Here is a 15,715-nt window from a genome sequence, read left to right as displayed (position 1 = left end):
CTACATTACCCTGCAAAACGATTTAAATTAGAAAACAGCTCTGTTGTAAATGAAAGAATCGTCGACAGCATCCACGGACCAAAAAAAATGAGAGCCAGGAGAACCGCCACGATTTTCGGAATAAACGCCAAAGTCTGTTCCTGGATTTGAGTTGTCGCCTGAAATATGCTGACAATTAAACCGACCAGTAAAGCAATAGCCAATAATGGCCCGCTGATCATCAGCGTTACGTATACGGCTTTTTCCGCCATAGAAATTACAAATTCTGAACTCACGTTTAGCACCTACCCTAAAAGCTCTGAAGCAAAGATTTCACAATTAAATACCAGCCGTCTACCAAAACAAAAAGTAATATTTTAAAGGGCAGAGAAATCATAACTGGAGGCAGCATCATCATCCCCATTGACATCAAGACGCTCGCCACTACCATATCTATAATTAAAAAAGGGATAAAAATCATAAAACCTATTTGAAATGCTGTTTTAAGCTCCGATATGGCAAAAGCCGGAACCATTGTTGTTAACGGAATATCCTTTAATGATTCAGGTTTATCCATTTTCGCGTAATTCATAAACAGCGCCAGATCCTTCTGCCTTGTGTGTTTACTCATAAATTCTTTAATCGGTTCCTCAGCTTTCGTATACGCTTCATCCAAGCTGATTTTGTTGTCCATTAATGGGGTCAGCGCTTCTTTATTAATTTCTGAAAAAGTAGGAGCCATAATAAAGAATGTTAAAAACAGCGCAAGCCCGATAAGAACCTGGTTTGGGGGCATAGATTGCGTCGCAAGTGAAGTTCTGACAAATGACAGAACAATGACGATGCGAGTAAAACAAGTCATAAGAATCAATATTCCAGGCGCCACTGAAAATACAGTTAACAATAATAGTAATTTAACAGTCGAACTTACGTTTTCCGGATCGCTTGAACTGAAAATATTTATAAACTCATTCATGATGACGTGGGCCTTTCTTCTTTCCTTCAGAACGGTTTTGTTTTAACTCTTCAAGTTGCTCTTTTAATGCTTTTGAAAATGAAGGCAGTTTTTGCTGCGGCTGATGTTCAGAACTCTTAAGCGGCTTCACAAACTTTTGCCACTCTATTTTGCTTGACATTGCCTCTTCATGCTGACTGAGAATGACTTCAATCTCTTTTTCATCCTCAATTTCTTTCAGCAGCTGGATCGTCTCTCCTACACCGACGACGAGCACACTTTTCCCGACCTTGATCAATTGTATGGATCTGTTCTGGCCGACCGATGTACCGCCAATATTTTCAACATATTGAAAAGGCTTTAGGAGCCGATTTCTTTTGTTCATGAGCTTAACCAGCCCGTAAATCAGCGCGATAACAAACAGTAAAGCGAAAATCATCTTTACAAAATCAAAAGCTGAGACAGAAGGAGCAGCCGCTCCCTCCGTCTCATCAGCAGTTTTTGTTGTTTTTTCTTTCTTTTGCTCTGACTTATCTGCAGTTTTTTCATCTTTCTTTTGAAACCATTCGTTTACAGTTGAATTATCAGAGTCTGCCGCGGCAGCAGCAATCGGATGTACACTCAATAAAACGAAAAAACAAATAAAAACGATAAAATATTGACTCTTTTTCAACAGTCGTACACCCTTTAACTTAATGTTTTGTTGATTGCTTCAAGCACACGGTCAGCTTGGAAAGGTTTCACAATGAAATCCTTAGCGCCGGCCTGAATGGCATCAATAACCATTGATTGCTGTCCCATAGCAGAACACATGATGATTCTTGCCTGCGCATCAATTTGTTTAATTTCTTTTAATGCTGTAATACCATCCATTTCTGGCATCGTGATATCCATAGTAACAAGGTCAGGTGAATGCTCTTTATATTTCTCTACCGCTTGTGCTCCATTTTCAGCTTCCGCCACAACTTCAAAACCATTTTTAACTAAAATATCTTTAATCATCATTCGCATAAATGCTGCGTCATCTACAATTAAAATTCTATGTGCCATAATCTATCTCTCTCCTTGTGTTTCGTTATTTTAAATTATTAATGCGCTCTGCCTGGCTTAAAATGTCAGTGACTCTTACTCCGAAGTTTTCTTCAATGACAACGACCTCGCCTTTGGCAACGATACGCTGATTAACTAAAATATCTACAGGCTCACCGGCTAATTTATCAAGCTCGATAATACTTCCGGCAGAAAGCTCTAAAATCTCTTTTACGCTTCTCTTCGTTCTGCCAAGCTCAACAGTAATCGAAAGCGGGATATCCAAAAGCATATCCAGATTATGAATAGGGGCTTGTACAGCTTCGTTTGGATCAAACGCGGAAAATTCCACCGGTGAAACCTGAACTGGCGCTGCTTTTTTTGCTGTTCCCTGCCTTTTTGGCGGCTGCTGCTGTTGCTTCGGTTCAATACGCGGCTCTGGCGTCACAGGCTCTTTCGGCTGTTCGTATGTAACTTCAGGCTGCACCGTTTCTTCTTCCTCTGCACTTTCTGAGTTCATAAGGCTTGAAATTAAATCTTTCGCAAATGTCAATGGGTAAAGCTGCATAATGCTGGAGTCTATTAATTCTCCCACCTTTAAGTTGAAAGAAACTTTCACCAGCATTTCATCATCAGGAATACGGTCTGTACCCTTTTCTTCAGTAACATCCAACAATTCAACCCGAGGAGGTGAAATATCAATTTTTTTACTGAATACAGTAGACATTGATGTGGCAGCCGATCCCATCATTTGGTTCATTGCTTCTTGAACCGCACTTAAATGGATTTCACCCAGTGAAGGGTCCGCACCTTTTCCGTCTCCCCCGATCATTAAGTCAGCAATGATCGCCGCGTCACTTTGTTCCACGACTAACAGGTTGCTTCCGCTGAAGCCCTCCGTATAATTCACTTCAATCGCTACATACGGTTCAGGAAACGCATCGCTGATTTTACTTCTTGGAATGACCGTTACGCTTGGAGTCGTAATATCGACCTTTTGATTTAAAAGCGTTGAAAGTGCTGTCGCAGAACTGCCGAATGAAATATTACCGATTTCACCGATCGCATCACGCTCCATTTCCGATAAGTCATCTACTTCCGGAACCTCTGGCTCATCAAGCGTGCTGCCAGTACCGTTAAGAAGCGCGTCAATCTCATCTTGAGATAATCTATTATTCTCCATCTTGTTCACCTCTTATGTCGTGATCTAAAATTTGCACTGCCTGTTTTCGATTCACCCGGCCGGCTTGTCCTAAAAATTTCGGCTTATCTCCGACCAATACAGTAAGAGGATCCGTGACTGATTTGTCCAAAGTTATGCAGTCTCCGACTTCTAAACTTAAAAACTCTTCTATCGTCAGTTCAGATGTGCCGAGCTCGGCCACGACAGGTATTTGTGCTGTCATGATACGTTTTTCAAGCGACTTTGTTTCCTCAGGCTTTGGCTCATTTCGGTCTGATTGCATCCAATAGTGGACTGAAAGCTTCGGTATGAGCGGCTCGAGTACGATATGCGGGATACAGAGATTAATGACACCGCTGATTTCACCAATTTGAGTATTGAGCGAGATCACCACGACTGTTTCATTAGGAGATACCATCTGAACAAATTGCGGATTCACTTCAAACTCAGTCATTTCCGGTTCAATATCAGCAATTGACTGCCAAGCTTCTTTATAATTACCCAGTGCATTTTCAAATAAATTAGAAATGATTTTTGTTTCAATTTCTGTCAAACTGTCAACCTTGTTATGACTGATTCCAATCCCGCCCATGACCCGATCCATCATCGTATAAGCTATCGTGGGGTTGACCTCCATCATAATTCTGCCTTCCATCGGATGGACATCAAATAGATTCAGAATCGTCATGTTCGGGATCGATCTGATAAATTCCTCATACGGGACCTGGTCAACAGAACTGACAGATATGTGAATATAGGTTCTGAGCTGAGCAGAAAAATGAGTGGTAAGAAGTCTTGCAAAATTGTCATGAATTCTCGTTAAACTGCGGATCTGATCCTTAGAAAACCGCAGCGCACGTTTGAAATCATAAACCTTGACTTTCTTCTCTTTTTCTTCTTTTTTCAGCTCTTCAGCGTCCATTTCACCTGTTGATATTGCAGAAAGCAGTGCATCTATTTCATTTTGGGAGAGAACTTCTCCTGACATTTTCCTCACCTCCGTATTCTGTCAAATTATGCTTTATTGCAGATTAAAGGAGGTAATATACACTTTTTCTACTTTTCCTTCTTGGAGGTAGCTATTTATTTTATCTTTTAGTTCCTTCTTAAAGGTTTCTTTTCCCTTGTCTCCCTCAATCTGATCAGCATTCGTATCAGCCAGCAGTGATATAACAGCGTCTTTCACTTGGAAATCACGTTTCTCAAGTTCTTCTTTTGATTTATCAGAATCAGTTTCAAGTTTAATAGCAAGACGGATAATGTTATCAGACTTTAAATTTGTTGTGATCTCTTCTACATCAACAGAAGACGCAACGATTTCATCAATACTTTTTTTCGCTTCACTTTTTTCGGACTTTCCGCCTAAAACAAAATAAGCCGCCGCCCCGAGAGCACCAATTACGATAAGAATAATTAGTAATATGATCATTAACTTTTTCTTCATTCCGGTTCCTCTATTCCTTGATCCATTGCAAATATTTGTATTTTTCGGTAGAAAGCTGCGATCTTTTCCAGAACAGCTTCTTCATCTTCTTTTACTACAAACTTCTTACCATTTGACAGAGTAATTGTAGTATCCGGAAAACATTCAATCTGTTCAATAAATAGCGCATTCAGTGTAAAGGGCTGCCCGTTCAAACGGGTTACTTTAATCATAAAACAGCGGAGAAGCGATTACTCGCCTCCCCTCCCTCCTTAACGTTTAAGGTTAACCAGTTCTTGAAGGATTTCATCAGATGTTGTAATAATTTTTGAGTTTGATTGGAATCCGCGCTGGGCTACGATCATTTCAGTAAATTCGTCAGTTAAATCGACGTTAGACATTTCGAGAAACCCCACTTTAAGGGAACCTGTACCGCCATCACCAGGCTGGTTGGCTGCACTGGCCGTACCAGAGTTTAAAGATTCACGGTATAAGTTGCTCCCGATTTTATCCAATCCATCACTGTTTGCAAAAGTCACAATCCCGATTTGTCCGCCGTCTTGTGATTGACCTCCGGCATCAACGATCGATACCTTACCATCAGAACCGATAGTGAAGCTTTGTGCATCAGTAGGAATTTTAATTGTTCCGCCATTCATATTTAACACATGGTAGCCATCACCTGTAACCAATGTTCCAGTGTTATCTAAATAGAAGTTTCCAGCTCTTGTATAAGCTGTTCCGGCGCCTGTATCAATTCGGAAGTAACCGTCGCCGTCAATTGCTAAATCAAGTGTTCTTCCTGTACTTTGTGTCGCGCTTGTTGAATGAATTGTATCAATTGTGCCAGATGATGAACCTAAACCGATTTGCTTAGAGTTTGTTCCGCCGATTGTTGCACCAGCAGCAGAACCGCCGGCAATCGTTTGGCTTACCATATCTTTAAAGGTCACACGGCTCTTTTTGAATCCTACTGTATTTACGTTGGCAATGTTGTTACCGATTACGTCAAGCTTTGTTTGAAAGTTTTTCATACCGCTGATTCCAGAATAAAGTGAACGTAACATAATATATTCCCCCAGATGTTTTTATTTAGATGATTGTCCCACAGACATGACATTCGCAGGACTGATCTCGGTCCCATCATCAAGAACGAGATAATAATTTCCTTTAAAATGTTTAACAGAGCTTACTGTGCCTGTTTTATCTGTTGCACTTTTACCATCAGTCCAAGATACTTCTTTTCCCATCCAATCAACATACGTTGTAAACGGATCTTGGTTTTCAACGAATTGAGTCATTGTCGTATTCAGATTCATCATTTGCTCCAAGCTTGAAAAAGTCGCCATCTGGCTGATAAATTCTTTATCGTCAATCGGGTTAAGCGGATCTTGGTTTTGAACTTGAGTCATTAATATTTTTAAAAACTCGTCTTTCCCCAAGCTGCTGTTGTTCGTCGACACAGTGTTCGTTTTTTCAGGCAGTTTATATTCTGAACTTATAGAAGTCATTCTTCTTCCTCCATTTCAACCATCGACACTTCATCGAGCAGATCGCCAAAATCATTTGATTGCTTCTTCTGTCTTTGCTGTCTCTGCCCCTCTTGCTGCTGTTTCTGTTCATCAGCAAGCTGGCCGTATATCGGCTGATCCCCGCTTTGGACCGGAAGAGTAAAACGGTCAATTTGGACGGCCATATTCGGCAATGATTGCTTCAGCTGAGGAAGATGCTGTTCAAGCAATTCTTTTGCTGATTGGCTAGATGCTATGATTTTACTCTGAAACATTCCATTTTCATTTGTCAGCTTGATTGTGACAAATCCTAAATGTTCAGGGTTCAGCCGAATAGTGAAACTTCCCGTCGATCTGCCGAAAGGCGTATATTTCATCTGCTTCCACGCATTAATCACTTGATCAGCCACCGTTTTTGTTTCGGCATTTGGTATATCAGATGACATCTGCTGCAGATCAAGTGTTTGAACTCCTCCTATGCTCCGATGCCCCGAAAACAGCATTTGGAGTCCTGATTTACTATCTACAGGCTGAAAACTTCCAGAAACATCCGATGCATTTTTGCTGGATGAACTCTGCGAAAGCGGTGTGAGAACACGCTTCCCAAAGTCTTGTGATGATTCGGATGATTTCGATAACAAGAAGGCTTTCAGCTGGCTTTCAGCTAGACTCCATTCTTTGGTCCCTTTTTGAGGAAGCATAGACATTTGGTCCATTAAGCTTTGAAAACTTTTCAGCTCTGACGCTGTCATGGAGTAAAGTTTTGAACTTGACTCAGCTTTAGTGAATATTTGCTGTTTAAGATCCTGAATGAGTTGTTGAGATACACCCTTTTTTTCTAATGCAGATAGGAATTGATCTCCATTTTGGTAAATGGCATGAGCTTCATTGCCATTCCCGCGATCAGTCAGCTTATTCCCTTCTACGAGCTGGCTAATGAACATCTGGATATAGATAAGCTCTTTAGCAGCATCGGATACTTCATTTTCCTGATTTGATTGCTCTGTATCCGACTTCAGTGCTCCATTAATGTCAGAAACAGAATCATTGGCATTCCGAGCCGTTTTAGCTTCTGAAAAGATTTTCTCCGTTTCTGTGAGCAATTGATCCGTCCCGTCTGACATTTTTGATTCAACTGCTTGCAAAAGATTTTGCATTATTTGCAGAGCATTCGCATCCAATTGCTTCCCTGTCAGTTTGCTTAATGTTTGCAAAAGATCCGCATTTTGTTTGTCTTGGTCTTCAGGACTTGCATTTAGCCATTCACCGATCTTTTTAAGCGCATCTGCTAAAAGCTGATCTTCGGAATTAGGAGTTCCCTTTCCTTGTTCTGAGAGTTCCTTCAATCCTGCCTCAGAAATAAGCCAGTTTTGAAAAACTCCCCGGCTACTTTTCATGTTTTTAGCGGCAAAACCCGTTGTGGTTTGCAGCAAAGGTCCCGCTAATTCAAGCAGCTTCACCTTTCATTCCCCCTATTCTTGGCTGGCAGCAATTTTTTCTGTATAGGTTGCTGCTTGCTCAGGAGTCATTTTCGCCAATATGTCAGCAAGCTGCTTTTTGCTTAGGCCATTCAATATTTTCAGTGCTTCTTTCTCCTTTAATTGGGCAATAATTTTAGCAGCCTTTCCGCTGTCCATGCTTTTGTACACACTGATCACTTTGTCATTTTCAGATGAAGCTTTCGAGTCTGCTGATCCTTCAGTATGATCTTCTGATGACTTTTTTTGATCCTCAGCTGTCTTTTCAAGTGAACGGATCTTTTGATTGAGCCTATCGATTTCCGATTTACTTGTTTCTAAATCTTTATTCAATATACCGATTTCACTTTTTTGATCCTTAATGGTCTTTTCCAGAGCTGCTGTATTACTGCTATCCTTATTTGATGCTGTGTCTTTTTTATTTTCGGTTTCAGGGACCAATTCTTTAAGAACCGGCGTTTTTGCCGCAGCATCCTGTATCGGCTTTAAGACATTGATACCAGCAGCCCAAAGAACAATCCCCCCTGCGATTAGTAGAAACATCAGCGGGAGGATAATGATAAGCAAAACCGAACGGAACTTACCTGATTCTTTCTTTTTGCCGGACATTACATTCGCTCCTAATGGCCTTGAATCATAAACTGCTTAATCGAAATATCGTCCATTTCTTTCATTTCTGCAGCTTTATCTTCAAGAGCAAACATTTTAAACTGTTTTTCACGCATTTTTTCAAACTTTTTCACTTCAATGTTTTTCTCTGTCAAAATTTCTTGTTTTTGATTCATTTGATTTCTTTTCATAATGACAAGCTTTTGATAGTGATAGATCGTATTATCAAGATTTGAGACAAATTGTTGGTAGTGCCTCATTTCTTGTACACTCATGCCGCTTTTTAATTTCTTTTCCTTATTTTGTTCTAGCAATTCTTTTTTGCTCATATTTTCATATAATTTTTCAGCAACGTTTTCAAATTCAGAAACTGATTGCTGATACTCGGACAAGGATTGGTCTTTTTCATTTTCTTTTAGTTCCAGTAGCTTTTGGAATCTAAATTGATAAGCCACGTTTATTCCTCATTTCCTGTCAAACTAGTTAATACAGCAATGCTTTCTTCCAATAAAGCCGGTTCGTCTGTTCCCTGCTTTAAAAATTGAATAAGCTGCGGATAAAATTGTATCGCTTCATCAATTTCTCTGGATGATCCTCTTTTGTAAGCTCCGATATTAATGAGGTCTTCCGAATTTTGATATGTCGATAAAAGTTCACGGAATTTATTTGCCGCATCCAGATGCTGTTTTGTTGAAATGTTTGACATCACCCTGCTGATGCTTTTTAGTACGTTAACTGCAGGAAACTGGCCTTTATTGGCAAGCGCCCTGTCCAACACAATATGTCCGTCTAAAATTCCGCGTACAGTATCGGCAATCGGCTCATTCATGTCATCCCCGTCTACCAACACTGTATAAAATGCCGTAATGGTTCCATGCTCGTTTGCACCTGTTCGTTCTAGTAAACGAGGTAAAATAGCGAACACTGAAGGTGTATAGCCTTTTGTTGTCGGAGGCTCTCCGGCAGCCAATCCAATCTCTCGCTGCGCCATTGCCACCCTTGTAACAGAATCCATCATAAACATGACATTTTGGCCTTTATCTCGGAAATACTCGGCAATTGCAGTCGCTGTATATGCCGCTTTCAATCTCATTAATGCTGGCTGGTCTGAGGTGGCAACAACTACAATCGATCGTTTCAGCCCCTCTTTCCCAAGATCTTTTTCAATAAACTCCCGAACCTCTCGTCCGCGTTCTCCGACAAGTGCAATGACGTTTAAGTCAGCCTCTGTCTGCTTGGCGATCATCCCCATTAATGTGCTTTTTCCGACACCGCTTCCTGCAAAAATTCCAATCCGCTGGCCTTTCCCGACTGTCAGCAAGCTGTCAATTGATCTGACTCCAACACCCATCTTTTCACGGATAGGCGGTCGTTTCATCGGGTTGGGCGGTGATTGCTCCGTCGATACAGGCGAAAGCCCTTTCGGCAGAAGTTTTCCGTCAAGCGGTTCTCCAAAAGCATCGATGACTTGTCCGATCAGTCCGGTTCCAACTTTAACCCGAAGTGATTCCCCAGTAGCTTCTACAATGCTGCCAGGTGCAATGCTCGCAGCCTCTAAATAAGGCATAAGCAAAATATTTTCTTCCTGGAAGCCGACTACCTCAGCTTTAATGACTTTCCCAGATTGTCCTTTTGCATAAATCAGGCACACGTCGCCAATTGAGCTTGCTGGCCCTTTTGATTCAATCATCAGGCCGATTACCCGCTTGACTTTTCCGTACCGTTTATACGAGTCTGTCATTTCTATACAATCTATCAGACTCTGTGTCTTCATTCAGCTGCACCTGCTTCCAGCGCTGTCAGAAGTTTATCTTTCAATTGCATCAATTGTGTGTCAACACTCGCATCTACCCTGCCAAAAGGAGTTTCAATATAACAGGTTCCTTTTTGAGCTTTTTCATCAGCATATATGCCAAGCCGGCATTCTTTATAAAGAAGCTGCTGGATTTCATCTTTTTGCTGAAAGATTGTCTCATAGTAATATGGATCAACATAAATTGATATATCGTCATATTCCTTCACTTCGTTTATAACCTGTTGTACAAGCAGGAGGAAAGCCTCTTTATCATCAGACTTTTGCTGCCAAACTTTTTTTGCTAGGGCAACGGCAAGCTCAACGATTTCTTCATTAGCGTCTTCAAGCTTGTCCTCAACAGCTTTTCTGGACATTTCAGTTATACTGTTTGCTTGGCCGATCAGTTCGGCATACTGTTTCATTGCCTCAGCTTTGCCCAGCGCTACTCCTTGTTCAAAGCCCTCGGCTTTTGCTTCTTCAATAAGCTTCTGTTTTTCAGCCGCCCAATCGTTTTTCTCCTGTTCAATTTGACGGCGAATATTTTCTATATGACTGTTTGCCTGCTCAGAAATCCGGTCAGCTTCCTCTTTCACTCGGGCCATAAGCGCCTCCGGGTTCTCTTCAGCCTGCAAAAGGTGAGAATGATCAATACGCACCTCTTGTATAGAAAGTTTTCTTTTTTCCTTTTGTGGAGAAATAGATGATTCTTGTTTAATGATATTAGACAATAATATCATCCCCTCCGCCTCTTGCTATCACAATTTCACCGGCTTCTTCAAGCTTTCTGACGATGCTTACAATTCTCGATTGAGCTTCTTCTACATCTTTCAAGCGTACAGGGCCCATAAATTCCATTTCTTCTTTGAAGGTTTCAACCATACGCTGTGACATATTGTTGAATACAATTTCTTTGACTTCCTCGCTTGCAACCTTTAATGAAAGGAGCAAATCGTCGTTCTCAACATCGCGAATGACTCTCTGAATGGCACGGTTATCAAGTGTGACAATATCTTCGAAGACAAACATCCGCTTTTTAATCTCTTCAGCAAGATCGGGATCCTGAATTTCCAATGAATCCAAGATCGTCTTCTCTGTCCCTCTGTCTACCCCGTTTAACACTTCCACAACAGCTTCAATTCCGCCTGTTTGTGTATAATCCTGAGTAAATGCAGAAGATAATTTTTGTTCCAGAATCCGTTCTACCTCATTAATTATTTCTGGAGACGTTCTATCCATGACCGCGATTCTTCTCGCAACCTCAGCCTGTACTTCAGGATTCAGCTCGGATAAAATTTGCCCAGCCTGCACTGGATCTAAATAAGACAAGATTAACGCCATCGTCTGCGGATGCTCTTGCTGGATAAAATTCAAAATTTGTTCAGGCTCCGCTTTTCTGGCAAAATCAAATGGTTTAACCTGCAAAGAAGAAGTCAGCCTGTTTAGAATGTTCTCCGCCTTATCCTCTCCAAGCGCCTTTTCCAGAACTTGTCTTGCATAGCTTAAACCGCCTTGAGAAATATAATCTTGCGCAATGGCTATATTATGAAATTCTTCTATGATTTCATCCTTTTTTTGATGATCGACGCTTCGAACACCTGATATTTCCAGAGTAAGCCTTTCAATTTCTTCATCGGTTAAGTGCTTATAGACAGAAGCTGACACATCTAACCCCAAGGAAATCATGAGAATGGCTGCTTTTTGTTTTCCTGTAAGCTTATCTTGATCACGTCTCGCCATTTCTAATTCCTCCTAATCCTCGGCCAGCCAGCTTCTCAGCAGTTTTGCAAAATCTTCCGGCTTGTCTTTCGCCATCTTTTCAAGCTGTTTTCGTCTGACTGATTCCGCTGTTTCATTTTCCTCTTCGTTGATATCAGGCAAATTGATTGGTTCTTGAGGAACCTCATACTCATATTCCTCAAATTCATCCTCTTGCGCCCGTTTCTTTCTGATAAGCATAATGATCAGAACAATGATCGCTGCGATTAAAACACCGCCTACAATATATGCCCACAGCGGGATACCTGAGGATTCTTCCGTATTTGTATCCAAATTGACTTTTCCGTCGAATGGCTGAACGGAAACAACAATCTTATTATTGATATCAGCATCAGATAAATTCTGATTTTGCGTTTCATCTTTATCCAAAGATGTTCTGACTACAGTTGAAAGGATTTTTTGTATATCATCCTGTCTTTCAGTTGATAGCGACGCAGTGTTTTTGGCATCAGGCGGCTCTACCATTACTTGAATCCCTAAATCTCTGACCTTATAAGGACTTTCAGCGATTTCTTTATGAATTCGGTTAACCTCGTAATTGATTTTGTTGCTGTTTTTTTCGTAGTTCCCGCTTTCGGTATTTTCACCGTCAGCCTTATAATTTGTAACATCTTCCTCGCCGGTTCCGGCAGTTCCGCCGTTGGCTGCACCGTCGCCCTGATATGTTTCAGATACCTTTTCAGCGCTGACTGCAATACCTTCCATGTTTTCTTTATCCACAGGTTCGACAATGTCTTCTGTCCGATTTTCTTTTGTGAAATCAATGTCTGCTGTAACGGAGACAACGACTTTATCTTGGCCCATCATCGTACCCAGCAGTGACTGTACATGTTTTTGAATGTCTTTTTCAACTTGAGACTTAATTCCTTGCTGAGAAGAATAACTATCCGCGTAGGACCCTGCATCGCTGTCTGATTTGTCGTAGTATGTAGAATTTTGGTCCATGATGACGATGTTATCTTCTTTTAGGTTTGGCACGCTTTTAGATACCAGATGATATAATCCGTTGATTTGGCTTTGATCAAGTGTATAACCCGGTTGAATCTGCAGAACGATTGATGCAGATGCTGCAGATTGCTCCTCACCGACAAACACAGCGTCTTTCGGGAGATTAATCATTACTTTTGAATTTTTAATACCGTCCATTTCATTGATCAAGTTTGACAGTTCTGTCTGTGTAGCTTTCACTTTCACCATATCAAACTCATTGTCTGTCAAACCAAAGCCGGCATTCTGTCCAAAAAACGAATAATCAATTGATCCCGTTTTAGGAAGTCCTTCTGCAGCCATCTGCACTTTCAAAGAATCAACCTGATCCTCCGGAACACTAATCACTGTACCGCCATTCGAAAGTTCGTTTGGAACTTTTTTTGCATCCAATTCTTTTTTGATTTGTCCTGCTTCTTCGGCAGACAAATCTTTGTACAGCGGCGCCATTTTAGAATTTGAAGCAAAAACACTAATAATAATTCCAATAATAATAATTGCCGCTAAAGCACTAACCATTAAAATCTTTTGTAGTTTAGATCTATTTTTCCAAAACTCACTCGTTTTGTTTTTCATTTGCATTAGAGTACGATTCATGTTAACCCCCGGTCATTCCACTCTTTCTCTAAATCGTCAGACCCCCTACATTTGCATTCTCATAATCTCCTGATAAGCTTCCACAGCTTTATTGCGGAACTCTGTTGCTGCAGTTAGAGAGATGCTAGCTTTTTGAGCAGCGATCATGACCTCATCAAGATTTACATCTTTTCCTGCAGCCAAGGCATTAGTCATGTTGTCAGAAGCTACTTGGGACTCATTTAACGAACTAATAGAGTTTTTTAAAAGCTCCGAAAAGCTTGTTTGATTTGAAGAATCTGTTTTTTGGCTATTGTTTACTTGATTTGTTGCATTTTGAGTGTTTTGAGTATTTTGAACCTGAAAAGGAGAAATTGCATTAATCACATTCATTCACCTACTTTCCGATTTCTAATGCCTTCATCAGCATTCCCTTTGTAGCATTCATCGCCGTGACATTCGCCTCATATGATCTGGTGCTGCTGACAAGATCAACCATTTCCTTTAATGGATCAACATTAGGCTTTTGTACATATCCTTCAGCGTTTGCATCAGGGTCTGTCGGATCATAGACAAGATTAAAATCCGAATCATCCTCCGTAATTTTTGAAACCTTCACACCGTTTCCAGCACTACCGCTTCCGCTCATTTGAGAATTGAGAATGGAAGAGAACGATTCACCTTTTGACTGAAGGGAGACCATTTTCCTTCTGTAAGGCACCCACTCTCCATTCACCTGCTTAGCTCTTGTCGTATCCATATTTGCTAAGTTAGATGATACAACGTCCATTCTGACTCGCTGAGCTGTTAAAGCCGATGCTGAAACATTTAAGCTATGAAAAGCTGTCATCATTTTCCTCCTGTTAATACGGTCTTCAGCGAATTAAATTTACCGTTCATTCTTTCAACCAAAGCTTGATAGTTGATTTGATTTTGCGCCAATTCTGTCATCTCTTTGTCAACATCAACATTGTTTCCGTTTTGCTGATACGATGTATCTCCGCTCGCAACAATTGAATAATTCGAATCAGTATCAGAAAAATCAACATGACGATAGTCTGTTTTTATCGCTTCAAGACGCGAAGATTCTTGATCTAATAAATTTTGGAAAGAGACTTTTTTTGCCTTATAGTTCGGTGTATCTATATTGGCGATATTATTAGTTATGACTTTTTGCTTAATATCCGCTCTACTCAAGGCATTTTCAAGATTTTGTATCGTTCCAGAAAATAAGCTCAAATCCACTTACCCCCATTTCAGTTTTTTTCACCCTCAATATCCTTGTCGAGAATTGTAAAACTATATGCTTATTGTAAGAAATAACAGGCATAAAGTCTATGAAGTTCGTGTAAAAAAATGTCCTCACAATTATCTATTTTACAACTAGGTATAAAGTCCTAGATTGTTAGAACTACATTTCTCGCCTTGATATAAGCCTGAAAATAGCAGAATTTCTGTTTTTTCTCCTTTCTTTTCGGCATTTTTGAAACTTTTTGAAGAAAAATGCAAAATTTATTAAAATTATTACATAGAAAGACTTTCAACCCAGGAAATAAAGCTTATTGATTTCCTTTATTTGAAATAAAAAAAGAACCCTCAAAAAGGGTTCTTTTTGTGATTAATGAGATTTTAGATTTTCTAATTCAATTAAGAATTTGTTGTTTAGCACCTTGATATAAGTACCTTTCATTCCTAATGATCTAGACTCGATAACACCGGCGCTCTCCAGCTTTCTGAGTGCGTTCACAATAACAGAACGGGTAATGCCGACACGGTCAGCAATTTTACTTGCAACAAGAAGACCTTCGTTTCCGTCAAGCTCCTCAAAAATGTGCTCAATTGCTTCAAGCTCACTGTAAGAAAGCGAGCTGATAGCCATTTGTACGACAGCTTTGCTTCTTGCTTCCTCTTCAATTTCTTCTGCTTTTTCTCTTAGGATTTCCATTCCGACAACTGTTGCGCCGTATTCAGCTAGAATTAAGTCATCGTCATTGAATTGATCTTGTAAACGTGAAAGAATAAGTGTTCCTAATCTTTCCCCGCCTCCGATGATCGGCACAATTGTTGTTAAACCAGCTTGGAACAGATCTCTGTTCTCAACAGGGAAAGCAGTATATTCACTATTAATATCCAAGTTAGAAGATGTTTCAGGGACATTAAACAGATTTTTCGTATACTCTTCAGGGAATTGACGATCCTCAAGCATTTTTTTCATACGATCATTTTCAATTTGCTGGTTAATAGAATACCCAAGGAGTTTCCCTCTGCGGCTTACAACGAAAATATTGGAATCAATTACATCCCGCAGCGTCTCCGCCATTTCCTTGAAGTTTACCGGTTTCCCTGCCGCAGCTTGCAGCATGGAGTTAATAATTCTTGTTTTTTGTAATAAAGCCATGATAAATAATCCTCCT

General features: G+C 40.4%; 21 protein-coding genes. All 21 read right to left on the bottom strand.

Annotation, left to right across the window (positions count from 1 at the left end; translation table 11 throughout):
• Positions 1-5: 5 nt before the first annotated feature.
• The 21 genes from fliQ to codY all read right to left on the bottom strand — a co-directional run bounded on the left by fliQ (position 6) and on the right by codY (position 15,699).
• Positions 6-275 carry a flagellar biosynthesis protein FliQ gene (gene fliQ, locus M1D65_RS08760; RefSeq protein WP_003220888.1) on the bottom strand — a complete coding sequence of 90 codons (270 nt, stop codon included), beginning with the start codon at positions 273-275 and terminating at the stop codon, positions 6-8.
• Between the two features lie 14 nt (positions 276-289).
• Positions 290-955, bottom strand: a complete 666-nt coding sequence (fliP, locus tag M1D65_RS08755) for a flagellar type III secretion system pore protein FliP (protein WP_003245692.1) — start codon at positions 953-955, stop codon at positions 290-292.
• Positions 948-1,607, bottom strand: coding sequence for a flagella biosynthesis regulatory protein FliZ (gene fliZ, locus M1D65_RS08750; protein ID WP_326352768.1), 660 nt, complete (start codon positions 1,605-1,607; stop codon positions 948-950). The genes fliP and fliZ overlap by 8 nt, the downstream gene beginning before the upstream one ends.
• A 14-nt stretch (positions 1,608-1,621) precedes the next feature.
• Positions 1,622-1,984, bottom strand: coding sequence for a chemotaxis protein CheY (cheY, locus tag M1D65_RS08745; protein ID WP_014476812.1), 363 nt, complete (start codon positions 1,982-1,984; stop codon positions 1,622-1,624).
• 25 nt (positions 1,985-2,009) lie between these two features.
• Positions 2,010-3,146 (bottom strand): flagellar motor switch phosphatase FliY, encoded by a 1,137-nt coding sequence (fliY, locus tag M1D65_RS08740; protein WP_014479788.1) that lies wholly within the window; start codon positions 3,144-3,146, stop codon positions 2,010-2,012.
• Entirely contained in the window at positions 3,136-4,134 is a 999-nt protein-coding gene (gene fliM, locus M1D65_RS08735) for a flagellar motor switch protein FliM (protein ID WP_003220879.1), read from the bottom strand. Before fliM ends, fliY begins: the two co-directional genes overlap by 11 nt.
• 33 nt (positions 4,135-4,167) lie before the next feature.
• Positions 4,168-4,590, bottom strand: coding sequence for a flagellar basal body-associated protein FliL (gene fliL, locus M1D65_RS08730; protein WP_003231964.1), 423 nt, complete (start codon positions 4,588-4,590; stop codon positions 4,168-4,170).
• Complete coding sequence (gene swrD / locus M1D65_RS08725) at positions 4,587-4,802, bottom strand: swarming motility protein SwrD (RefSeq protein WP_003231966.1); 216 nt, start codon at positions 4,800-4,802, stop codon at positions 4,587-4,589. Before swrD ends, fliL begins: the two co-directional genes overlap by 4 nt.
• A gap of 39 nt (positions 4,803-4,841) precedes the next feature.
• Positions 4,842-5,636 carry a flagellar basal body rod protein FlgG gene (gene flgG, locus M1D65_RS08720; protein ID WP_014476809.1) on the bottom strand — a complete coding sequence of 265 codons (795 nt, stop codon included), beginning with the start codon at positions 5,634-5,636 and terminating at the stop codon, positions 4,842-4,844.
• 21 nt (positions 5,637-5,657) lie between these two features.
• Entirely contained in the window at positions 5,658-6,080 is a 423-nt protein-coding gene (gene flgD, locus M1D65_RS08715; RefSeq protein WP_003231970.1) for a flagellar hook assembly protein FlgD, read from the bottom strand.
• The gene (locus M1D65_RS08710; RefSeq protein ID WP_124073218.1) at positions 6,077-7,540 is read right to left on the bottom strand and encodes a flagellar hook-length control protein FliK; all 1,464 of its coding nucleotides are present in this window, start codon (positions 7,538-7,540) and stop codon (positions 6,077-6,079) included. Before M1D65_RS08710 ends, flgD begins: the two co-directional genes overlap by 4 nt.
• Before the next feature lie 12 nt (positions 7,541-7,552).
• Positions 7,553-8,167: a MotE family protein gene (locus M1D65_RS08705; RefSeq protein ID WP_032725699.1), complete on the bottom strand. Its 615-nt coding sequence runs from the start codon at positions 8,165-8,167 to the stop codon at positions 7,553-7,555.
• Positions 8,168-8,178: 11 nt separating this feature from the next.
• Positions 8,179-8,622, bottom strand: a complete 444-nt coding sequence (gene fliJ / locus M1D65_RS08700) for a flagellar export protein FliJ (protein ID WP_003231977.1) — start codon at positions 8,620-8,622, stop codon at positions 8,179-8,181.
• A gap of 2 nt (positions 8,623-8,624) precedes the next feature.
• On the bottom strand, positions 8,625-9,941 hold the full coding sequence (fliI, locus tag M1D65_RS08695) for a flagellar protein export ATPase FliI (protein ID WP_014479783.1): 1,317 nt from the start codon (positions 9,939-9,941) through the stop codon (positions 8,625-8,627).
• Positions 9,938-10,690 (bottom strand): flagellar assembly protein FliH, encoded by a 753-nt coding sequence (gene fliH / locus M1D65_RS08690; protein WP_003244804.1) that lies wholly within the window; start codon positions 10,688-10,690, stop codon positions 9,938-9,940. The genes fliI and fliH overlap by 4 nt, the downstream gene beginning before the upstream one ends.
• Complete coding sequence (gene fliG, locus M1D65_RS08685) at positions 10,683-11,699, bottom strand: flagellar motor switch protein FliG (RefSeq protein WP_003231981.1); 1,017 nt, start codon at positions 11,697-11,699, stop codon at positions 10,683-10,685. The genes fliH and fliG overlap by 8 nt, the downstream gene beginning before the upstream one ends.
• Before the next feature lie 12 nt (positions 11,700-11,711).
• The gene (fliF, locus tag M1D65_RS08680) at positions 11,712-13,322 is read right to left on the bottom strand and encodes a flagellar basal-body MS-ring/collar protein FliF (protein ID WP_043940114.1); all 1,611 of its coding nucleotides are present in this window, start codon (positions 13,320-13,322) and stop codon (positions 11,712-11,714) included.
• Positions 13,323-13,367: 45 nt separating this feature from the next.
• Entirely contained in the window at positions 13,368-13,688 is a 321-nt protein-coding gene (gene fliE / locus M1D65_RS08675) for a flagellar hook-basal body complex protein FliE (RefSeq protein ID WP_003238544.1), read from the bottom strand.
• 10 nt (positions 13,689-13,698) lie between these two features.
• Positions 13,699-14,151, bottom strand: a complete 453-nt coding sequence (gene flgC, locus M1D65_RS08670) for a flagellar basal body rod protein FlgC (RefSeq protein WP_021479294.1) — start codon at positions 14,149-14,151, stop codon at positions 13,699-13,701.
• Complete coding sequence (gene flgB, locus M1D65_RS08665; protein WP_003245656.1) at positions 14,151-14,540, bottom strand: flagellar basal body rod protein FlgB; 390 nt, start codon at positions 14,538-14,540, stop codon at positions 14,151-14,153. Before flgB ends, flgC begins: the two co-directional genes overlap by 1 nt.
• Positions 14,541-14,919: 379 nt before the next feature.
• Positions 14,920-15,699, bottom strand: coding sequence for a GTP-sensing pleiotropic transcriptional regulator CodY (gene codY / locus M1D65_RS08660; protein WP_003220850.1), 780 nt, complete (start codon positions 15,697-15,699; stop codon positions 14,920-14,922).
• Between the last annotated feature and the right edge of the window lie 16 nt (positions 15,700-15,715).

The organism is Bacillus sp. JZ39 (assembly GCF_053903145.1).
Note: the sequence above shows the minus strand (reverse complement) of the source record. Positions and strands in the feature narration are given on the sequence as shown.

What these genes read in the sequence shown, in the direction of transcription:
- flgD (WP_003231970.1), bottom strand. Translation starts at nt 6,080, where the DNA reads ATGACTTCTATAAGTTCAGAATATAAACTGCCTGAAAAAACGAACACT.
- swrD (WP_003231966.1), bottom strand. Translation starts at nt 4,802, where the DNA reads ATGATTAAAGTAACCCGTTTGAACGGGCAGCCCTTTACACTGAATGCG.
- fliL (WP_003231964.1), bottom strand. Translation starts at nt 4,590, where the DNA reads ATGAAGAAAAAGTTAATGATCATATTACTAATTATTCTTATCGTAATT.
- flgG (WP_014476809.1), bottom strand. Translation starts at nt 5,636, where the DNA reads ATGTTACGTTCACTTTATTCTGGAATCAGCGGTATGAAAAACTTTCAA.
- fliF (WP_043940114.1), bottom strand. Translation starts at nt 13,322, where the DNA reads ATGAATCGTACTCTAATGCAAATGAAAAACAAAACGAGTGAGTTTTGG.
- fliG (WP_003231981.1), bottom strand. Translation starts at nt 11,699, where the DNA reads ATGGCGAGACGTGATCAAGATAAGCTTACAGGAAAACAAAAAGCAGCC.
- fliI (WP_014479783.1), bottom strand. Translation starts at nt 9,941, where the DNA reads ATGAAGACACAGAGTCTGATAGATTGTATAGAAATGACAGACTCGTAT.
- cheY (WP_014476812.1), bottom strand. Translation starts at nt 1,984, where the DNA reads ATGGCACATAGAATTTTAATTGTAGATGACGCAGCATTTATGCGAATG.
- M1D65_RS08705 (WP_032725699.1), bottom strand. Translation starts at nt 8,167, where the DNA reads ATGTCCGGCAAAAAGAAAGAATCAGGTAAGTTCCGTTCGGTTTTGCTT.
- fliP (WP_003245692.1), bottom strand. Translation starts at nt 955, where the DNA reads ATGAATGAGTTTATAAATATTTTCAGTTCAAGCGATCCGGAAAACGTA.
- codY (WP_003220850.1), bottom strand. Translation starts at nt 15,699, where the DNA reads ATGGCTTTATTACAAAAAACAAGAATTATTAACTCCATGCTGCAAGCT.
- fliM (WP_003220879.1), bottom strand. Translation starts at nt 4,134, where the DNA reads ATGTCAGGAGAAGTTCTCTCCCAAAATGAAATAGATGCACTGCTTTCT.
- flgC (WP_021479294.1), bottom strand. Translation starts at nt 14,151, where the DNA reads ATGACAGCTTTTCATAGCTTAAATGTTTCAGCATCGGCTTTAACAGCT.
- fliY (WP_014479788.1), bottom strand. Translation starts at nt 3,146, where the DNA reads ATGGAGAATAATAGATTATCTCAAGATGAGATTGACGCGCTTCTTAAC.